We start from the raw sequence: 19,978 nt of genomic DNA, 5'->3' as shown, positions 1-19,978 counted from the left end.
ATTATCTGTCACTCTTTTCTGCACATAGAAAACGGATTATTTTATGGCGCAGTGACCTGTTTATTTTTCGCGTTATCATCTAACAAACGAAAATGACTTAAAAATTCATTGTAATTAGCCGCCAGTACGCGGCGAATGTGAAACGGCCCTTTAGTTAACACATGTTTCATATATCGCCTTGCCGCATTTATTTCCTGATCACAATAGAGGTCAACATAGACCCAACTCCCGCTTGGATCATTGGCCACCAACAAGCGATAATTTTCAGTTTGATTGACAAATTCGGGCAAGGTAGTGACATTCACCTGAACCACATCAAGGCAGTTAAGACTGGTTGATTGTGCATTAAGCGCATGATCCGTGAGCGGGCTGTTTAAATTATCAATGGTTAACTCTTTTTCCCGTAGTTGATTAAGTACATCGGTCATGGCCTGCGGGGATATCTTCGAACTGAACACCATATTAGATTGATTTTCTTCAATATCGACAACCACATGCACCAACTCATTAGGCGTAGGTTCCATGTCCGCAAGGCGCGACACACCATGTCTTTTTAAGCAGCGTTGTAATCCTGCACGAGATGTATTCTCATTAATAAATTCTTTGCACACGCTCAGTAATTGATCCAGTGACAACAGCAAACGGATGCGCAGTTGGACAACAACATATTCCTGGGCGACCGTTAAGGTTGTATTTAATTGCTTAGGGGTATGAGGAAGATCGGCACAATTCTGACGTTTACGCCATTTTCGTACTGTCGATTCAGAAATATTCAGAAGGCGGGATAACTTTGCCGTGGGCAAATCCGATTCAAATATAAAAATACGCATCTCTTCGGTGGTGGTTGCGTTTTTATGCTGCTTAGACATTAAAATCTGTTCATTTTTAAATCAATTTATTGGATGTGGGCAGGTGAACAATATACACAGGTATCAGCCCCTAAACAATCACCCGATACTAAATAATTATCAAGGCTTAATAGCGGTTAAAATCATCGAGGGAAGGTGGAAAGGTGGGAAAGCCGTCAGCTCTCAACCCGAAGCTCAAAACTCATTGATAAAATTGATAACATAGCTCTGGTATACTGAACTCAGAAATTTATTTATAATGGATTAGATTTTAATATTGGAAGAGCACATGGAAAAGTTGTTAAATAATGCAAAATGGAAAAAACAAAATCTAATTTTTATGGGTGCCGCAATTTTATGTTTATCGCCCGTCGTTTCGTCCCCTATTGCATTACTTCTCGGCTTTACACTGGCCATGCTTGGATTAGTCCCTAAACGGATAAATATGAACTTATTAACCAAAAATCTATTAGCCTATTCAATCATAGGGTTAGGATTTGGGATTAATTTAGATCAGGCTATTGCTGCCAGCAAAGATGCTTTTGGTCTGATTGTATTGTCTCTGCTGAGTACCTTAATCATTGGCTGGCTGTTGACTAAACGCTTACGAATCAATCCAAAAACAGGTTATTTAATTGCCTCCGGCACGGCAGTTTGTGGCGGTAGTGCCATTGCAGCTGTCGCGCCGGCAATTAATGCGAGCAAGGATCAAACCTCCATTGCACTGGCCACTGTTTTTCTGCTCAATTCAGTGGCATTATTTTTATTCCCCTTTATCGGCCATTTGCTGAGTATGACGCAACATGCCTTTGGGGTTTGGTGTGCAATCGCAATCCATGATACCTCATCGGTTGTTGGGGCAGCTTCTGCCTATGGTGATGAAGCCTTGTTAATCGCAACCACACTAAAACTGGCACGCGCCTTATGGATTATTCCCATTGCATTTATTAGCGCCCTGCTTTTTAAAGGAGATAATAAGAAAATCACGGTGCCAACGTTTATTTTATTCTACTGCCTGTCGATACTGGTCGCTTATTATTTACCGCAATTTTCGTCTTTATATGAAATTATTTTTTCCGTTTCTAAACGTTTTCTGGTGCTGAGTTTATTTTTAATCGGATCTGCCATCAGCTTTAATAAAATCAAATCTGCAGGGGCCAAGCCACTTGTTTTAGGGGTTCTTCTTTGGATAATAACCGCTACGGGCTCACTGGCTTATATTCAGTTACTAATGTAAAACGCGGCAGCCTAAATATTTTTGCAAAAAAACAGTCGCTACTTTTTAGCACGCTTGTTTTGAGTGAATAAAATATAGCCGAGTAAGACAAAAGCACCAAGATCAAATAAAGTAGATAATAAACCCGAGCTTATAATTGAAAATGCGATACAAGATAAAATCGCCATAATAAGTAAATTTTTAGACAGCATTTAAATTCCTTTCTCACCAGTAGTCCCTATATTATCTTTCTATTGGTCATTACAAAGGAAAGACTAAAACAATCTAAGTCATAACTGAACGATACCGAAAACCACTAATATCCACTTTAGAAAAACCTTAGAAGGTCTGGACTGGATCGCTATTTAATCCCCACTTTTTTGCCCTCTCCCTTAAGTAATATCAGCAATCAGCAATCAGCACATTAAATAATAAACAATGAACAATAAACAATAAACAATGAGCAGCATAATTACCACTGCAGTCTCCTTTACAAATATCTCACCTTTTTTGGGTAACCCATTTTTATTCTTACTATACTCTGACACAAAGCATTATGTTATTGCCGGGATCACTGATTAACAGCGATTGCCAATAAAAGTAAATGATATTAAATGGATGACATATTTGAAACTACAACAGGCTCAGATTGAGAAGACTCAAAATAATAGTGGCTCAATATTATTTCGATGCCAGGGTGACTGGACAGCTAAAGCCCTTCAGAATGTGCTGAGATATTTAGAAAAAGAGGCCGGCATCCTGTTCAATATGTCCGTACAATGGGATGTGTCTGGCGTAGGAAAGGTAGATTCTGCCGGTATAATGCTTTATATCCATTACCATGATTTGCTCAAGTTACAGCATTGCACTGTAGAACTGACGGGTGCAAGGTCTGAGTATCAAAATCTTTATCAGTTATTACGTTCCCATGTTTCACAGCAAGCGGTGTCAAAACCCGGCTTATTATCTCGCCTGCTGCTCCCATTCACTAATATTGGCAAGTCTACGGAAAATTTATGGCGGGATATTAACGATTTTCTGACCTTTATCGGTGAGCATTCAGCCGCGCTGCTTACCTCACTGCGTCATCCATCATCGATCCGTTATGCATCCATTGTCAAAAACATTGAAGAAGCGGGGGTTCGTGCGCTGCCTATTGTGGCCCTGACAAGTTGCCTGATTGGTGTGGTGATAACCTATCAGAGCGCATTACAATTGCAGAAGTTTGGCGCCAATATTTTTATCGTCGATATGATAGGTATTTCGGTTACCAGAGAGCTGGCCCCGCTGATCACCGCGATAGTCGTCGCCGGCAGAACCGGCTCATCCTATACAGCGCAACTTGGTGCGATGACCATTACGGAAGAAATCAGCGCCATGCGTACCATGGGCTTTGAGCCGCACCGTTTTCTTGTTCTGCCGCGCATCATTGCCTTAATGATTGTTATGCCCCTGCTGATTTTATTTGCCGATGTTATTGGTATTGCGGGGGGGATGATTGTATCTAATATCCACCTGAATATTTCCTATGCGGAATTCATCCATCGTCTGCAACATGTACTCGATATAAAACACCTCTGGATAGGGCTTTTTAAAGGCCCTTTCTTTGCCTGGTTAATCGCCATCACCGGCTGCTTTCGCGGGTTCCAGGTTGCCAGCAATACGGAAAGTCTTGGCCGTTACACGACAATCAGTGTGGTCAACGCTATTTTTCTGGTCATTGCCTGTGATGCACTTTTTTCCGTTATCTTTACCGAGCTGGGACTATGAGTAGCATTATCAGTATTGACAATATAGTGACACGGTTTGCTGATAAGGTTGTTCATGATGGCCTTAGTTTAAGCGTTCGGCACGGTGAAATATATGGCCTGCTTGGCGGCAGTGGTTCCGGCAAATCGACATTAATGAAAGAGATGATCATGTTGTTACAGCCTGCATCAGGAAAAATACAGGTGCTTGGTTATGATGTGATTAATATAGGCCAAGCAGAAGCTGCCGAACTGCGCAGTCAGTGGGGGGTACTTTTTCAACAAGGGGCACTTTATTCTTCACTCACGGTAATGGAAAATGTGGCGATCAGTCTGAAAGAGTATACAGCTCTGCCGGCAAAACTGATTAGAGAGATTGTCCATATGAAGTTAAATCTGGTTGGTCTTCCGTACCACGCTGCAGATCTCTATCCTGCTCAGTTAAGCGGCGGCATGGTCAAGCGCGCATCATTGGCGCGGGCTCTGGCAATGGATCCGCGCTTATTATTTTTAGATGAGCCCACTTCTGGACTGGATCCTATTGGTGCTGAAGAATTTGACCATTTGATTATTGAATTACGGAATATGCTGGATCTCACTATTGTGATGGTCACCCATGATCTTGACTCAATCTGGACCATTGTGGATCGTTTTGCCGTACTGGCAAATAAAAAAGTGATTGCTGAAGGTACGCTCAAAGAGGTTATACAGCTCCCTGATCCGGTCATTCGGCAGTTCTTTCGGGGAGAGCGCGGGCGCTTAAGGAATGGTCATGGAAAGTAAAATAAATTACACTATTGTCGGACTCTTTGTGGTTATCCTAATGACAGCCTTGTTAAGTATAACCTTCTGGTTAACAAGGCAACACGGACAACAAAGCTATGATACTTACTTTGTGCATTTATTAGAATCCGTTGCAGGTTTGAACACCGACGCCACGGTTAAATATCGAGGCGTAGACGTGGGCTCAGTGGTCAGAATTGGACTTAAAGTCGATAACCCTGAAGTAGTGGAACTACTGATCAAAATAAACCAGAACACAGCTATCAAAACAGATACCACTGCGGCGCTAAATTTTTACGGTATTACCGGGCTTGCCTATATCGAGCTGGAGGGTATCGACAAAGAAGCCGCGTTGTTAAAGAGTGTCAATGGTGAAATACCCGTCATCCCGTCAAGACCCTCAACATTAAGAAGAATTGATCAGTCTTTGAGCAAATTAGCAGAAAAATCGATTGAAACACTGGAAAACATCAACCGCTTACTTAATGATAAAAATATAAATAATGTTGAACTGCTGCTCTTTGAAAGCAAAGAACTGCTTAAAGATTTGCGGGTACAATTAAAAGGTATTCGAACGCTGGTTGATAATGGCGTCGTAATGGAGAACAAGATAGCCGCAACCTCTGAAAAAATCAGTGCAGCCTCAATAAGTGTCCAACGAATGGCTGATAATCTTGAAAAAAACACCACTGGCCTTAGTCAGGAGATGAGCCGGGGAATGCACGCGAATTTTAGTGCATTGAACCTGCTTTTAAGCGATCTTGATATTCTTACCGGCACTCTGCAGACAACCCTGCAGGACATTAAAGACAGCCCTGCAGATTTGCTTTTCAAACGCACGCAGGCAAATCCTGGACCTGGTGAGGACGGCTATTATGAAAAATAGAGATTTCTTTTTATTAGCGCTGTTATTGATCGGGATAACAGGATGTGCCGGCAAAAAACTGCCTCCCGTTTCGACCTATACTCTTTATCCCGCGCTGGATACTTTTTACCTGCCTAAGAGCCAAGAAGGAAAACCTGCCGGCATTCTTATGTTAGGCCGAATGGGCAGTTCGCATGTGTTTAATGCTCGAGAGATAATCTATAGCGATCAGCGCTATGGGCAGAGCAGCTACGCTTATAGCCGCTGGAGTGATTCACCGACCATCATGTTGCGCCTTATTTTTCAGGAAGCACTTGAAAAAAGCGGGCGTTATATTGCAGTTGTACCTTACTCATCTCAGTCGAAATCTGACTTTCTGCTCGAAAGTACCCTGCTCGATTTCAGCCACAGGGTAAATGATGACGGGACCTCCGATGGGTTGATAAAAATCCACTTTAACCTTATCGATAATAATACCAGCAGAGTTATCAAAAGCCGGAATTTTGTGTCAAGTCTACCGGTGGCACCGCCGATCAATGCAGGTAACGCGGTAGCCGCACTGAATAAAGCAGCTACTATTGTGACTAAAGAACTGGTTGACTGGCTGCGTTAAGTTATTTGAATATATTGAGACCATTAAGAATTAAATAGACAAAATAGCATAAGGGCTGTTCTTGCGTACCTAACTAATACCAAAAGCTTTAAGTTTAAGATCTTTGCTTCAAAGCACAAATTTACGCTAACAAAGCCGTCAGGATGAATGGGGATTATGTTATCGCTAGGGTACGTTTCGCGCACCGCAAGTAGCGGAAATCGGTGTGTGGAGCACACCCTACGGACTGTTTGCACAAGTATCTTAGCGCCTTTCTATCCTTTGAAGCCGCCTAATGGTAAAAAAGCGGCTTTTTCCCTGCCGGCGCAGAAGTATACCCAAGCCCTTTGAAAACATAGTCATCATTGAGTGAAAACTTATCCAAAGGCGTAGGTATTCGAAAAATTACCAATAATTCTCTGAACTGAAATTGCCGGCTTTACGCTTTAAGTTTTTGATATAACCGAGCGTATTTAAAGCGGCACTAGTATCTTTAACCATATTCGGGTTACCACAGATATAAAAGAAACTGCTCTCTTTGTTTAATGCCACTTGAGCTGTTTCAGCCAGTACACCTGACAGCAGTAAATCAGGAATTCTACCCTGTAAAAGCCCCTTAGACTCTTCCCTTGAAACAATAGGAATATAACGAAGCTTGCCTTGGTAGCGTTCGACCATTTGCGCAATTTTAGATTGATAGACTAATTCAGCCTCAGTTCTTACTGCATGAACCAAGACGATTTCTTCAAAACGAGAAGCCGTTTCTAATTCATCTAAAATAGAAAGAAAGGGGCCGATAGCACTGCCGGTTGAGAGTAACCATAAATTGGTCATGTTGTCCGGTATTTCGGCTAAGGTCATAAATCCGCTGGATTTTTTGGAAACATAAACGGGGTCGCCCGCAGTTAACTGCTGAAGACGCGGGCTTAACTCGCCTTCATCCGCCGTAATAAAAAGAAATTCCATCTGTTCATAACCGGCTTTGTGGTGTGGATAATTAACTAAAGAATAGGCTCGCCGTACCCATTCACCGTCAGCATCCGGTAACGCCAATTTTGTAAATTGTCCGGAAAAATAGGGATCGACGGGTGCATTAATCATCAAGCTAAATTCATTTTCCGTCCAATCAATACGATCTGTCACCGTCCCTTTAACAAAACCATGTGGTACTTCTAACATTTTATTCTCCTTGATTTATTAAGAATCAATCAAACTTGGGGTTATACCAAAAGAATGAATAAAGTGATCAATGATTATGAAGGAAAAATTAACACTAACAAGGCGTGAATTGTATTCGGTCGTTATTATCACTTCGCAAAATCCTATGGCACGATTTTAAACAGCTTTAGCTGAACACTAAATGGTGAAGAACAGGACCTTCTTAATAAAACTCACAACGCAGTTAGGGATAATTTGAACCAGCAAAGATAATCACTTTTTTTTGTCAAAATATTCTTTTGCCAAGCCCATCACAATATTACTTCTTTCGCGGGTGATTTGTCTATCTCCAGAAAAATAGTTTACACAGCATACGATGCCAGCGGTTTTTAATACGCAAAAAAGTTGATATAAAGGTGGCTAAAATGACCGAAAAAATAGAGAGGTTCCCTACAAAATTGGCCTATGCATTGAAGGATTGTGAACTTCTCTTTTGCGCGGAAAGGGAGTAATCAAGTATTTTAAGCTTGCCATAAGCTGCAGTATGGCTAACTAAAAAGAATATCTGTTGAATTACTGATAGGAATATGTGCCAATAGCTGGCTCACGCTTATGGGCTTTCCAGCATCTTTGAACTGACGATAGCTATTAGATTATTACCCTCAATAGCCCTAATTTGCTTGGTTGCATTTATTAGCACTTAAAATGATAAGTGATCATTTGAAAATACCATATTTTATCGTCCTTAGAAGATCACCATAACCTTTTTTGTGAGAAAATGTACAGTACAGCTTATACAGCCTGGTAGAAAAAGCATTTTTCTCAGCTGTAATAGTCGTCAAAATCACTCCCTCTAACTTCCCCGTAGGCTTTTGTATCCTTGAAATATTCTCTCTTTTCACCACCCATTTTATCCTTTCGACGGGCGGCTGATTTGTATTTCTCCTTGGATTTATTAACCGCGAGTTCCCATTTGTTTTCTTCCGATAAGGCCTGTTCTTGTAATTCATTATTGACCTGTTTATTGCTCATGTTTTTTTGCATATTAACTACCCTACTGTTTGCTACTATTCAAATGGTGTTAGTTTCGATGCTCCGCAGTATTAGCGAATGAACCTAACAAGTTGACTTAATATTTATAACAGAGTTATATGACAAAAACATGTCAGGAAGAATAAATAACAGGTAAGAATTTTTGATAAAAACGCCATCTTCTGAATATAATAGCGTTTAAATAAATAGAGGTTTAAATAATAGAGGTTTAATTTATGCAGTTAATAGTAAGTTAATGTGATTTAATCATCAAAGTCATCAAAGTCATCATCCAATAACTCTCTTAATCTTTTTTGTTCCCTAAATTCTTCAATACTGCGACGCACTTTAGCTTTTTCGATATCAATTTTTTTTTGTTTTTCTTTCGAATCACTTACCTTGACAACGTCATCTTCGCTGATAATTTCACCACCCTCCCAATCATCGTCTTCCCATTCCTCTTCGGCTTCATTATCAGTATCAAATTGCTGAGAATTTTCACTTCCCATATAAATCTCCAAAATAAGTTAATTTTTATAATATTGGTCAGCATTGCAATTAAATACTTGACGCTTTCAATTCCTAATAATCGCAGTTAAACCTATTTTTAGTAAAGTAAAAAAACACTATTCTTTAGTTCTTTTTAATCTAAAAAGAATGTTTTTAATTCTATATTGTCAAATGTATTTAAAATATATAAAATATCTGCATTTTTTAAAAAAAAAGGTCGCAGTGATAACTTTGTTTATTAAGCGCAGGAAGCCAGTAGATCGAAAATATAGCGGGACAGTTTTACTTTAGGAATAGTTATAAATCACAATAGCCTTAATAATTAAGATAGCTCTGTTCCGTACTGACGGCACTATTGTATCGGTCCAACATCTTATTAAGAAAATAACTGAGATTTTTTATTTATTATAATATGTTGTAATTTATAAAATTATAATGTTGTTAACTGGGAAATGACAGAGGTCTAGGAGAATAGCCTTGCTAGACGACAAAGGTGTTTCAATTTCCTTTGCCGGCCAACAGTCAAAATAACATAAAAATAGTCCCTGAAGATCCCACTAGCGAGCAATGTTAAAAATCATTGCCTCCTTGGTAATCCAGGGTGATATTATTGATTTGATCGGGATAAGGCAGCTTGCTGCTCCAAATAAGCAAATGCGGTCAGCATCGCTTGGTTTTGAAATTGTTTTAAGCCTAATTCACGCACATCAGGTTTTACCTGAGCGAAAGATAAACCTTCTTTAATATAATGGCTTGATAAAACGTGCACCTTTAAATCCGACATCAACTGTAATGCACCTTCTATTTTAAAACTCAGAGGGTTGCCGGCATATTTTCCTTTCAAGTCACGCTGCTTTATAACAACAGTATCAACCTGATAATCTTTCATTAATTGTGAGAATTCAAATTGAAACTTTCTAAGGGGATCGGTATTAATTGGATCGGGCAGACTTAATTTAGTCGCACGCACCTTAGGTACATCATATAAACCATTTTTTAACTGTAATATGCTGATAATAGCTTCATTACCCGTTAACTCTACACCACAAACTCGCATTATTATTTCCTTCTCTGTTACTGATCTGATTTTTACATAGTCTAACTAATTACAAGCCAGTAACCTATTAAAAAAGCCTTAATCAATAGATTAAGGCTTTTTTAAACTACCTCTTAGCTGCGGCCGTTAGCCCGTTTGAGATTAATCATTCAAATTGTTGCGCTAATACCTGATTAGTATTAATACCCCGATTGGTAAATTTTTTTTGATCTTAGTTAATTTTACCCACTTAAATGTGATTATTTTGATTTTTCTTTGCTAAATATATTTTATTCTTCCTATACTTAATAGTGTCTATTTATACAAAATAAAACAATTTTAAAATCACCACGTTTTATGATTTGGGCATGCAGGATTCAAATTTAATATTAAACTTCAGACAAAGTGTTTGGTCTTTATCAAGTCTAAATGAAGGTGGAAGATCAAAAAGGGCAAAAAATGAATGGAAAATGAGTGGAAAAATAATCTATCCCCATTTTTTAGATAGAAACTATATTGAGTCACTAGATATTAAGGAGCTATAACATGTCAGAAATAAGTCTGGAAATTATGCAGCAATTGGAACATGCGCAAGCGTCTCTTGCGCAAAGTATGATGGCAGGTGGCCCACCAATAGCAGCAGGGGCAACCACCACTAATGTCGCTGAATCCACATTCGGTGCTGCCGGAAGTGGACAGGCAAAGTATATTTTGCTGGATCATTATACGACCAGCGCAACTCGCATTCTCTGGGCACATTCAGGTGACTGGCGCTCTGCGAACGTCACCAACACTGAAGAACAAGGCCTGGCACAGGTTGCCTTTGCAGCCAACCGCGTCGATCTCTGGTGGGATAACAGCAATAAAATCACTCTAATGAGGTGTTGGAAAAATTTATAAAACAATACCTGGGGCTTTTCGAAGCAATAGAGATTTTAGACAAAATAGCCAGGTCTAAAGTAAATTGATTTTCTCTTTACTTGGACCGATTGAGGAGATAAAAATGGCACAAGGTAAATTAACAGTAACCGATATTGCGGCGGCAATTAAAAAAGAGGGGTTAAGTTGGCAAGCCGGTGAGACAGATATTTCCATGCTGCCGGCGGCAGAAAGGAAAAACTATCTTGGATTGAACGTCACGAAGGCTGAACTGACGCAAATGGCGAATGCCGTAAAAAAACAAGCTGCAGAAGAAACACAAGCTTTTAAAGTAGGCTCTGGATATGGCGCTCCTACCGCGATGGATTGGAGGAATGTATCAGGTAAGAATTACATAACGAGTGTTAAGAATCAGGGCGGATGTGGATCCTGTGTCTCCTTTGGGACTTGTGCGACCATAGAATCTAATATGCGTATTAAGGCCCAAGACCACACTCTGGCGCTTGATCTTTCTGAAGCATTTATGCAGTTCTGTGGAGGTGGAAGCTGCGGTGGTTGGGGATTAACTTCTGGGCTTGATTACGCTAAAAGCACCGGTGTTACTGATGAAGCCTGCTTTCCCTATCAACCTAAAAACATGCCTTGTACTGATCGCTGCAGCGATTGGCAATCGCGCCTGGTAAAAATCTTAAACTACGCCAGTCACAGCAGTATGCAGGCTCGAAAAGATGCCATTGCCAAGGGACCTGTGGTAGCAGGTATGGCGGTTTTTACTGATTTTTATAACTACGCGGGGGGAGTTTATCGGAAATCATCTGCTGCAAACAACGAGCTGGAAGGTTATCACTGTGTTAGCGTCGTCGGCTATGATGACAACCAGCAATGCTGGATTATCAAAAATAGCTGGGGACCTGGCTGGGGTGAGAACGGTTTTATTCGAATAGCATACAATCAAGCTGACTTGCTGATAGATACGGGTTGGGCATTCTACTCGGTAGATACCGATGTTCAGCCTGCGAAGGGCAGTGGAGCCGCCAAGTATCTTCTAGTCGATAAGCGCTTTGGTGGTAATGTTGTTTTTTGGGCTTACGCCGGAGACCAATGGCGTTACAAAGTTATCTCAGATGCAGATTTGGCCGGATTCCCCCAAGAAGCATTTGCAGCAAATCGTGTCGATATCTACTGGGATAAAGATCAGATCACACTGGTCCGCCCATGGAAGAATCTATAATAAAGACGTTATTTATCAACTTGGATAAGTGGTTTATATCGACTGAATCCTTGGTGTCGCATCAAACATGCGATGGCATTATATTTAGTCACTAAATATTAAGGAGCTATAATATGTCAGAAATAAGTTTAGAAATTATGCAGCAATTGGAAAATGCACAGGTCTCCCTTGCCCAAAGTATGGTCGCAGGTGGTCCACCTATGACCGCAGGGTCCACCACTCCTAATCTCGCCGAAACCACATTCGGTGCTGCCGGAAGTGGACAGGCAAAGTATCTTTTACTGGATCATTATACGACCAGTTCAACTCGCATTCTCTGGGCACATTCAGGTGACTGGCGCAGTGCGAATGTGACTAACACTGAAGAGCAAGGTCTGGCCCAAGTTGCTTTTGCAGCCAACCGCGTTGATGTATGGTGGGATAACAGCAATAAAATCACGCTGATGAGGTGTTGGAAAAACTTGTGATCTTTCATCATTTCTTCTTTTCGGTTAGATTCCTATCATTAAAGTTGGGAAATCAAAAATAGTAATAATGGATTACAGGTAGTCAGCGGAGTGAATGTTGACTTCTGCAATCCATTTACAAAACAGAAGAGCAGTGAGACGTTTAAGGCTTGTATCGAGCTGGCAAGCTCATAAAGCTCAAGGTTCTCATATTAGTAGGAAACTTAAATGTCAAAATTGACACTAATGTTAGACGATACAGGAAAATCCTTTGAAGTTCGCCGGGGAGATATAATCACTATTCAGCTTAAAGAAAATCGTACTACGCCATACCGCTGGAAATTAAAGTCAGATACAGAGACTCATATTTTGCCATTGCAGGATTCTCGCTATTCTCTGCCGAAAGAGCCTAAATTTGGTGAAGATGGAGTGCTAACGCTTACATTTAAAGCAATCTCAGTGGGTACTGCGAGTATTCAATTGAAACATTGGTGCGAGTGGGAGGGAGAATCATCGGTTAGTGACAGGTTTGATGTTAGCATTTCCGTCGTTGATTGATGCATGCGGCCTCAAACACGGTGAATTATTAAGCCCTTAGGCTTTACACCTTCAGACTCGGACAACCATTATCAAGTAGTTTAATATTGCTACGCCCTGACAAGGAACGTAATGTTGTATCCATTAATGAGCAATCTTTTCTCAGCTCCATTGCCTTTCTCTATTAAAGTTATCTACCCAATGCCAAAATAAAAAAGGCGCAATAAATGCGCCTTTGAATCAATCTCATTTTTTAGAAGTTAAAAACGACTATTTCCATAACCATGGTAAAGTTTGTTTTTGTTTTTCTTCAAAAGCAGTAATTTTATCTTCGTGTTTTAACGTCCAAGCAATATCGTCAAGACCGCCCAATAAAGATTCTTTACGAAACGGATCCACTTCAATATGAATAACAATGCCGCCTGGTGTGGTTAATTTTTCAGCTTCAAGATCAACCGTAAATTTAACCCCTTCATTAGCCGAGATCTCAGCCATTAATGCAGCAAGTTCATCTTTGCTTACTCTAATGGGCAGAAGCGCATTTTTAAAACAGTTAGTATAAAAAATATCAGCAAAACTGGTTGATATAACAGTATTAAAACCGTAATCAGCAATTGCCCAAGGAGCATGTTCGCGCGAAGAGCCACAACCGAAGTTATCACCGGTAACTAAGATTTTAGCACCTTTAAAGACCGGTTTATTAAGCTCAAATTCAGGGTTAGGAGTGACATTATCGGCCAAAAAACGCCAATCGTGAAAAAGGTGGATACCAAAACCCGTACGCTCTACTTTTTTCAAGAACTGCGTTGGAATAATTTGGTCTGTATCAACGTTACTGCGATTCATTAATGCCGCAATGCTAGTATGTTTTTTATAAGCTTCCATTATTGTTCCCTTTATGCCCAATCTCGAATATCTACAAAGTGTCCGGCAATAGATGCCGCTGCCGCCATTGCAGGCGAAACAAGGTGAGTAAGTCCATTTTTACCTTGACGACCTTCGAAATTACGGTTTGAAGTAGAAGCACTACGTTGACCTTCTGTTAATTCATCACCATTCATAGCAAGACACATTGAACAACCTGGTTCACGCCATTCCCAACCAGCATCAAGAAAAATCTTATCTAAACCTTCGGCTTCCGCTTGTTCTTTTACAGGGTAAGAACCAGGGACTGCGATGGCCTGAACACCGGGTGCAATGGTTTTGCCTTTGAGCATCTCGGCAGCAGCACGAAAATCTTCAATACGTCCGTTAGTACAAGAGCCTAAAAATACAATATCAACATTAACATCGGTCATTTTCTGGCCGGCTTTAATTTTCATATATTCAAGGGCATTTTTACAAGCCTGTGCTTTAATCGGATCATCAAAATCAGTAGGTGCCGGTACGATTCCATTCACTGAGATCACCTGTTCCGGTGAAGTCCCCCAGGTAACTTGCGGTGCGATATCTTCAGCTTTAAAGTTGATGACTTTATCAAAATCAGCCCCCTTATCAGAAGGCAGCGTTTTCCAATAAGCAAGAGCCGCATCCCAATCTTTGCCCTTAGGTGCAAACTCTTTGCCTTCAAGGAAATCAAAGGTTTTTTGATCCGGTGCAATAAGACCTGCACGAGCGCCCGCTTCTATTGCCATATTACAGAGGGTCATACGACCTTCCATAGTCAGGTTAACAACTGCATCACCAGCAAATTCAATAACATAACCTGTACCGCCAGCAGTACCGGTCTTACCGATAATAGCCAATGCAATGTCTTTAGCCGTTGCATGTTTAGAAAGTGTCCCTTCTACATTTATAAGCAAGGTTTTTGATTTTTGTTGTTGTAATGTTTGTGTTGCCATTACATGTTCAACTTCAGAAGTACCGATACCAAATGCGAGTGTACCAAATGCACCGTGTGTTGACGTATGGCTATCACCGCAACAAACAACCATGCCAGGATGAACAAAACCATGCTCTGGCACAACGATATGAATAATACCGTTGTTAGCATTGCTCATATCATAAAGGTTTATACCATGTTCTTTACAGTTAACAGCCATCGTTTGAATCTGTTTTGCTGCAACAGGATCAGAAATTTCGGCACGACCTTTTGTCGGAACACAATGATCCATTGTGGCTAATATACTGTGCGTATTGCGCACACCACGATTTTGCAGTTTAAGGCCTTCAAATGCTTGTGGACTAGTCACTTCATGCATTAGATGTCGGTCAACAAACAGAATTGGAGAGCCTGACTCTGGTTCATAAACCAAATGCGCATCCCAGATTTTTTCATACATTGTTTTAGTCATTATTTTCCTTCAACCTCTATGCTTTCTATTAATCCCTACCATCTAGGAGATAAACCATATAACAGTCACTAGCAGATATAGGTTGTTTAGTTCCGTTTAGAAAATTTATTCTAATTGATCGATGTCAATAAAACAATATAGCAAGATCAAATACTGCATTCTAGTGAAATATATATTCAATTTTCCGACTTAACAAATACAGACTACAATCCATTTAAAATCAAAGTATTAACTTCAAATTTAATTAATAATGAGACTATCTAAATAGTCTTATTATTGTTTTTTTAGATTTTAAAGGCTTTCCCTATGCAATTATTAAGAATATCTATTCATTTAATAGTAAATATTGATAACTGCACGGCAAATGTGAATATCAATGGCAGATTAGCAATTAATTACGTAATATAGCCCTTCTTTAAATAAAATAATATATAGGTTGCACCGATGCAATTTGAAATAATTACGACAACAGCACAATTGCATGATTTTATAGCAACCCTTGATGGCAGCCCGATTTCACTTGATACAGAATTTGTCCGCACACGCACTTATGCAGCGAATTTAGGCTTGTTACAAATATCTCAAAATACACAAATCACCTTAATCGATCCGATTGCGGTTGGCGACCTATCAAGTTTTTGGCAGGCTATTGATAATAAAAATATAATTTTGCATGCCAGCAGTGAAGATTTAGAAATAATACGAGATCATAAAGGTGATCTCAATTTCACCCTTTTTGATACCCAAATTGCATGCTCTTTTCTTAATATGGGCGCTTCTCTTGGTTATGCTAAAATGGTTGAAACATTAGAGGCCGTTATCGTTGACAAGGGTGAATCACGAACAGACTGGTGTGCGCGTCCTTTAAGCGAAAAGCAAATAAACTATGCCGGCGTGGACGTTTTATATTTACAACCCTGCTTAGAGAAGCTGCAGCAACAACTTGAAAATAAAAAAATGTTCCCTTTTTTTGAGCAAGAATGCCAAAGTGTACTTGCTCAAAAAATGGTGAAACAAGATCCTGACAAAGCCTATAAATTGCTTAACAATTTATTTAAATTGGATCGCCAAGGACTGGCTATTATAAAGGCATTAGCAAAATGGCGTTTACTCACCGCACAAGAACGTAATCTTGCGCTTAACTTTGTTGTAAAAGCTGATCACCTGTGGTTATTGGCTTATTATCAACCCACTTCTTTAGACGATCTGCGTCGTTTAAATTTATTGCCCAATGAAATTCGGATTCATGGACAACAGATTTTAACCATTATGACCCAGGTAATCAGTCAAGATGAAAGTACTTATCCCCCTCTGGTGAACCGTTTGGTTGATTTTCCCGCTTACAAAAGCACGGTGAAATCAATGCGCGATAAAATTCAGCTTTGCGCCGAAAAATATGACTTACCCCTTGAGTTACTTGCCTCTAAACGTGTTATTAACGAATATTTAAGCTGGTTATGGAAATTAACCAATCTGCAAAGACAAACAGCCAATAAACCCAAGCTGTTAACGGGCTGGAGATTTGAATTAATCGGGCATCAGTTCGAACACTAAATTCCAGTTGTAATAATCGGGCAGCAGGTTCATTCTCTAACGGTCTGATGGTGTAAAACCCATTCAAAAATTATAACATTATGCAGATAGTGCTTATCTGTATGGCTTTAATAAAAAGGAAAACTTAATGAGCACAACGCTATCTTGGAAGGCAACCTTCCGTAGTTATTTAGATAAGCGCTTATTATGGGTATTTATGCTTGCCTGTTCAAGCGGTTTTCCCTGGGTTCTTATTGGCTCTAATATGTCCGGTTGGTTAAAAGATGCCGGGTTAACACGTGCCGCAATCGGTTATTTTGGTTCAGTTTTTACTGTTTACGCCTTTAATTTTCTTTGGGCACCGTTGATCGATCGCGTAAAAATACCCATCCTTTATCCCATTCTGGGGCAACGCCGCAGCTGGATATTCCTTTGCCAGTCATTTATTTTGGTTTTGACACTGTTGATCGCAGGGACGCATCCTGCAACTAATCTGATGCTGACCTCAATGCTTGCGTTAGGTATTGCTATCTTTTCTGCCACGCAGGATATTGCTATTGACGCCTACCGAATAGATACTTTTCCAAGACAACAAACCAGTAAATTACCCCAAGCTGCTGCGATGGCAGTGATCGGTTGGTGGACAGGTTATTCCCTGCCAGGCTACTTCGCTTTTATGAATGCTGACGGTATGGGTTGGAATGGTGTTTATTATGCAATGGCGGTTGTTGTTGCAATATTAATGTTGTTTACCCTGCTTGTTGGGGAGCCAATAACCGAACGAGAAGCCTTACAGCAGGAAGCCGAGGGTAAATATAACAAAGTGATGAAGTCTCACGCGGCCACCTGGTTTAGTGTCACTGTGATTGAGCCTTTTTGGGATTTCTTTAAACGTAATGGTCTTAAAGTGGCACTCACTATTTTATTATTCGTTTTCTTATTTAAAATTGGTGAAGCTTTCCTTGGCCGTATGTCTATTGTCTTTTATAAAGAGATAGGCTTTAGCAATGAGCAAATAGGTCATTATTCAAAACTTATTGGCTGGGGGGCAACTATCTTCTTCACCTTGCTGGGCAGTGTATTTAACGTTAAGTTTGGTATTGTACGTGGTTTAATGATTGGTGGCACGGCAATGGCAGCCAGCAACTTGATGTTTGCATGGATAGCAAATGTGGGCCCGAATGAGCTTCTTTTCTTAGCCACCATCCTAGTGGATAACTTTACAACCGCATTTTCAACGGTTGCTTTTGTTTCATTTTTAACCCTGTTAACCGGCACCGCATTTTCTGCCACCCAATATGCCCTATTGGCTTCATTAGGTAATCTGGGACGTACTACGCTCGCGTCATTTAGCGGTCAATTGATAGATGTTCTCAATGACTGGTCAACGTTTTTTATTATCACCGCCTTAATGGTTATTCCGAGTTTAATTATGCTCTATTCACTACGTCACTTCTTTGACCATGTTTCTGATCAACACAGGAGTAAAAAGCGCAAAGAATGACAAATTGAGGGAAATTAAAATGCGGTCTTATGCGGACCGAAAGCCTGAGATAGGCGTGATTGAACAGGTTATTTTTAGAAGGTTGTCAGAAGCCGTTTAGCTTCACCGGCAAAACAAAAGAATGCCATTACAAAATTTTATTATTATGCCAATTCCACTAATTAGATGATCTATTTAGGCGCTGGAAAAACGCATGAAAGCAAGGCATTGATTGCAGTAACTAGTTGTTCTAATTATACAAAATCGTAGGGAACGATTTTGAACAGCTTTAGCTGGCCACGTAGTGGGGAATAACAGGATGTTATGAATCAAATTAATAACAAAGACTAAAGCGTAGTTTTATGTCTAGCTAGCATGTGTTTTAACAAGCATAAATGGGCATGAATTTAATGGATTTGGTATTTTGCAGGGCTTCGCCGCTAAAGATGACGAGAATGTGCCCTGCACCTGTTCAAAGGTTGAATTTTTGAGAATATCTAGCCGATATGTGTCAAGCCGCCCATATATTGTTGTAACACCTGCGGGATTTCAATACTGCCATCCTCAAGTTGGTAGTTTTCTAGCACAGCAACCAAAGTACGACCCACTGCTAACCCAGAGCCGTTTAGAGTGTGTAATAACTCCGGCTTTTTAGCACCTGTCGGGCGGAAACGCGCCTGCAAACGGCGCGCCTGAAAATCACCAATATTTGAGCAAGATGAAATTTCTCGATATTGATCTTGTGCAGGCAACCACACCTCCAAGTCATAGGTTTTAGTTGCGCCAAAGCCCATATCACCAGTACATAAAACCACTTTACGGTAAGGTAATTGCAGATTTTTTAATACCTGTTCGGCATGCCCGGTTAACTCTTCCAATGCTTCAAAACTTTTTTCAGGATGCACAAACTGCACCATTTCAACTTTATCAAACTGATGCTGACGAATTAAACCACGCGTATCACGACCATAGGATCCCGCTTCACTTCTGAAACAAGGGGTATGGGCCGTTAATTTAAGCGGCAAATCAGATTCATCATAGATCATATCCCGGCTCATATTAGTCAGCGGAACTTCAGCCGTTGGGATAAGTGACATACCAATGCCTTCTTCTGTTGCCGGCTTAGTATTAAACAAGTCATCACCAAATTTAGGCAGCTGCCCGGTACCGTATAAACTATCAGCATTGACCAGATAAGGGACATACATCTCTGTATAACCATGATGATCGGTGTGAAGATCTAGCATATACTGCGCTAAAGCGCGGTGTAATTTAGCGATTTTACCGCGCATAACAATAAAACGTGAGCCGCTGATTTTAACGGCCGATTTAAAATCTAAACCGTCTAAGGCTTCGCCCAAATCAACATGATCTTTGACTTCAAAATCAAACTTCTTCGGCTCACCCCATTTTAATATTTCTACATTTTCACTTTCATCTTTACCAAGAGGTGCTGATTCATGCGGTAAATTAGGCATACTGTATGCCAAACTTTTAATCTGCTCTGCTAACAGTGCAAAATCTTCTTTGGCACTGTCTAATCTTTCGCCTAATAAGCCCATTTCAGTGCGCAGCGGGGTAATATCTTCACCCCGTTTTGCCGCTTGGCCAACCTCTTTAGAACGGCTATTACGCTCGGCTTGTAAGGTTTCAGTGGTAATCTGTAGAATTTTCCTTTTTTCTTCCAGTTGATTTAATAATTCAACATCTAAAGTATATCCACGAGAAGCTAATCGTAATGCAGTTTGTTCTATATCGTTACGTAAAAATTTTGGATCTAACATGCT

Annotated in this window: 20 protein-coding genes; 11 read left to right on the top strand and 9 right to left on the bottom strand. The window is 40.2% G+C overall.

Features of this window, described 5'->3' with window-relative positions; all coding sequences use genetic code 11:
* Nucleotides 1-41: 41 nt before the first annotated feature.
* Nucleotides 42-869, bottom strand: coding sequence for a helix-turn-helix domain-containing protein (locus PING_RS08820; protein WP_011770035.1), 828 nt, complete (start codon nucleotides 867-869; stop codon nucleotides 42-44).
* Between the two features lie 268 nt (nucleotides 870-1,137).
* On the opposite strand from PING_RS08820, the gene PING_RS08815 reads away from it, so the two are divergent.
* Nucleotides 1,138-2,085, top strand: a complete 948-nt coding sequence (locus PING_RS08815) for a YeiH family protein (RefSeq protein WP_011770034.1) — start codon at nucleotides 1,138-1,140, stop codon at nucleotides 2,083-2,085.
* Between the two features lie 38 nt (nucleotides 2,086-2,123).
* On the opposite strand, the gene PING_RS20555 is transcribed toward PING_RS08815, so the two are convergent.
* Nucleotides 2,124-2,276 carry a hypothetical protein gene (locus PING_RS20555; RefSeq protein WP_157035335.1) on the bottom strand — a complete coding sequence of 51 codons (153 nt, stop codon included), beginning with the start codon at nucleotides 2,274-2,276 and terminating at the stop codon, nucleotides 2,124-2,126.
* Between the two features lie 406 nt (nucleotides 2,277-2,682).
* Between PING_RS20555 and PING_RS08810 the strand changes: the two genes are divergently transcribed.
* The 4 genes from PING_RS08810 to PING_RS08795 are packed head-to-tail and all read left to right on the top strand — an operon-like array spanning nucleotide 2,683 to nucleotide 6,073.
* Nucleotides 2,683-3,834 carry an ABC transporter permease gene (locus PING_RS08810; protein ID WP_011770033.1) on the top strand — a complete coding sequence of 384 codons (1,152 nt, stop codon included), beginning with the start codon at nucleotides 2,683-2,685 and terminating at the stop codon, nucleotides 3,832-3,834.
* Nucleotides 3,831-4,595 (top strand): ABC transporter ATP-binding protein, encoded by a 765-nt coding sequence (locus PING_RS08805; protein WP_011770032.1) that lies wholly within the window; start codon nucleotides 3,831-3,833, stop codon nucleotides 4,593-4,595. The genes PING_RS08810 and PING_RS08805 overlap by 4 nt, the downstream gene beginning before the upstream one ends.
* Nucleotides 4,585-5,481, top strand: a complete 897-nt coding sequence (locus PING_RS08800; protein ID WP_011770031.1) for an MlaD family protein — start codon at nucleotides 4,585-4,587, stop codon at nucleotides 5,479-5,481. The genes PING_RS08805 and PING_RS08800 overlap by 11 nt, the downstream gene beginning before the upstream one ends.
* Entirely contained in the window at nucleotides 5,471-6,073 is a 603-nt protein-coding gene (locus tag PING_RS08795) for an ABC-type transport auxiliary lipoprotein family protein (protein ID WP_011770030.1), read from the top strand. The genes PING_RS08800 and PING_RS08795 overlap by 11 nt, the downstream gene beginning before the upstream one ends.
* 384 nt (nucleotides 6,074-6,457) lie before the next feature.
* Here the strand turns inward: PING_RS08795 and PING_RS08790 are convergent, their stop codons facing one another.
* The 4 genes from PING_RS08790 to PING_RS08775 all read right to left on the bottom strand — a co-directional run bounded on the left by PING_RS08790 (nucleotide 6,458) and on the right by PING_RS08775 (nucleotide 9,809).
* A complete protein-coding gene (locus PING_RS08790) occupies nucleotides 6,458-7,231 on the bottom strand; it encodes a ferredoxin--NADP reductase (RefSeq protein ID WP_011770029.1) in 774 nt (257 codons plus the stop codon).
* Between the two features lie 801 nt (nucleotides 7,232-8,032).
* The gene (locus tag PING_RS08785; protein WP_041766263.1) at nucleotides 8,033-8,254 is read right to left on the bottom strand and encodes a hypothetical protein; all 222 of its coding nucleotides are present in this window, start codon (nucleotides 8,252-8,254) and stop codon (nucleotides 8,033-8,035) included.
* Nucleotides 8,255-8,505: 251 nt separating this feature from the next.
* A complete protein-coding gene (locus tag PING_RS08780) occupies nucleotides 8,506-8,751 on the bottom strand; it encodes a PA3496 family putative envelope integrity protein (RefSeq protein ID WP_011770028.1) in 246 nt (81 codons plus the stop codon).
* A gap of 608 nt (nucleotides 8,752-9,359) precedes the next feature.
* Nucleotides 9,360-9,809 carry a DUF3010 family protein gene (locus tag PING_RS08775; protein ID WP_011770027.1) on the bottom strand — a complete coding sequence of 150 codons (450 nt, stop codon included), beginning with the start codon at nucleotides 9,807-9,809 and terminating at the stop codon, nucleotides 9,360-9,362.
* 525 nt (nucleotides 9,810-10,334) lie between these two features.
* Between PING_RS08775 and PING_RS08770 the strand changes: the two genes are divergently transcribed.
* The 4 genes from PING_RS08770 (at nucleotide 10,335) to PING_RS08755 (ending at nucleotide 12,902) form a co-directional block, all read left to right on the top strand.
* Nucleotides 10,335-10,688 (top strand): hypothetical protein, encoded by a 354-nt coding sequence (locus PING_RS08770; protein WP_011770026.1) that lies wholly within the window; start codon nucleotides 10,335-10,337, stop codon nucleotides 10,686-10,688.
* Nucleotides 10,689-10,791: 103 nt separating this feature from the next.
* The gene (locus PING_RS08765; protein WP_011770025.1) at nucleotides 10,792-11,898 is read left to right on the top strand and encodes a C1 family peptidase; all 1,107 of its coding nucleotides are present in this window, start codon (nucleotides 10,792-10,794) and stop codon (nucleotides 11,896-11,898) included.
* A 113-nt stretch (nucleotides 11,899-12,011) separates the two neighbouring features.
* Nucleotides 12,012-12,365, top strand: a complete 354-nt coding sequence (locus PING_RS08760; RefSeq protein ID WP_011770024.1) for a hypothetical protein — start codon at nucleotides 12,012-12,014, stop codon at nucleotides 12,363-12,365.
* Nucleotides 12,366-12,572: 207 nt separating this feature from the next.
* Nucleotides 12,573-12,902, top strand: a complete 330-nt coding sequence (locus PING_RS08755; protein ID WP_049752959.1) for a protease inhibitor I42 family protein — start codon at nucleotides 12,573-12,575, stop codon at nucleotides 12,900-12,902.
* Between the two features lie 249 nt (nucleotides 12,903-13,151).
* Here the strand turns inward: PING_RS08755 and leuD are convergent, their stop codons facing one another.
* Nucleotides 13,152-13,766: a 3-isopropylmalate dehydratase small subunit gene (leuD, locus tag PING_RS08750; protein WP_011770023.1), complete on the bottom strand. Its 615-nt coding sequence runs from the start codon at nucleotides 13,764-13,766 to the stop codon at nucleotides 13,152-13,154.
* Nucleotides 13,767-13,777: 11 nt separating this feature from the next.
* Nucleotides 13,778-15,175: a 3-isopropylmalate dehydratase large subunit gene (gene leuC, locus PING_RS08745; RefSeq protein WP_011770022.1), complete on the bottom strand. Its 1,398-nt coding sequence runs from the start codon at nucleotides 15,173-15,175 to the stop codon at nucleotides 13,778-13,780.
* 444 nt (nucleotides 15,176-15,619) lie between these two features.
* Here leuC and rnd point away from each other — a divergent pair, with 444 nt between their 5' ends.
* The gene (rnd, locus tag PING_RS08740) at nucleotides 15,620-16,729 is read left to right on the top strand and encodes a ribonuclease D (protein ID WP_011770021.1); all 1,110 of its coding nucleotides are present in this window, start codon (nucleotides 15,620-15,622) and stop codon (nucleotides 16,727-16,729) included.
* Between the two features lie 127 nt (nucleotides 16,730-16,856).
* Entirely contained in the window at nucleotides 16,857-18,212 is a 1,356-nt protein-coding gene (locus PING_RS08735; RefSeq protein WP_011770020.1) for an AmpG family muropeptide MFS transporter, read from the top strand.
* 476 nt (nucleotides 18,213-18,688) lie between these two features.
* Here PING_RS08735 and serS read toward each other — a convergent pair whose 3' ends face one another.
* Nucleotides 18,689-19,975 carry a serine--tRNA ligase gene (gene serS / locus PING_RS08730; RefSeq protein ID WP_011770019.1) on the bottom strand — a complete coding sequence of 429 codons (1,287 nt, stop codon included), beginning with the start codon at nucleotides 19,973-19,975 and terminating at the stop codon, nucleotides 18,689-18,691.
* Nucleotides 19,976-19,978 lie beyond the last annotated feature (3 nt).

Origin of the sequence: Psychromonas ingrahamii 37, assembly GCF_000015285.1 — a bacterium.
In the GTDB taxonomy this organism is placed as follows: Bacteria; Pseudomonadota; Gammaproteobacteria; order Enterobacterales; family Psychromonadaceae; genus Psychromonas; species Psychromonas ingrahamii.
Note: the sequence above shows the minus strand (reverse complement) of the source record. Positions and strands in the feature narration are given on the sequence as shown.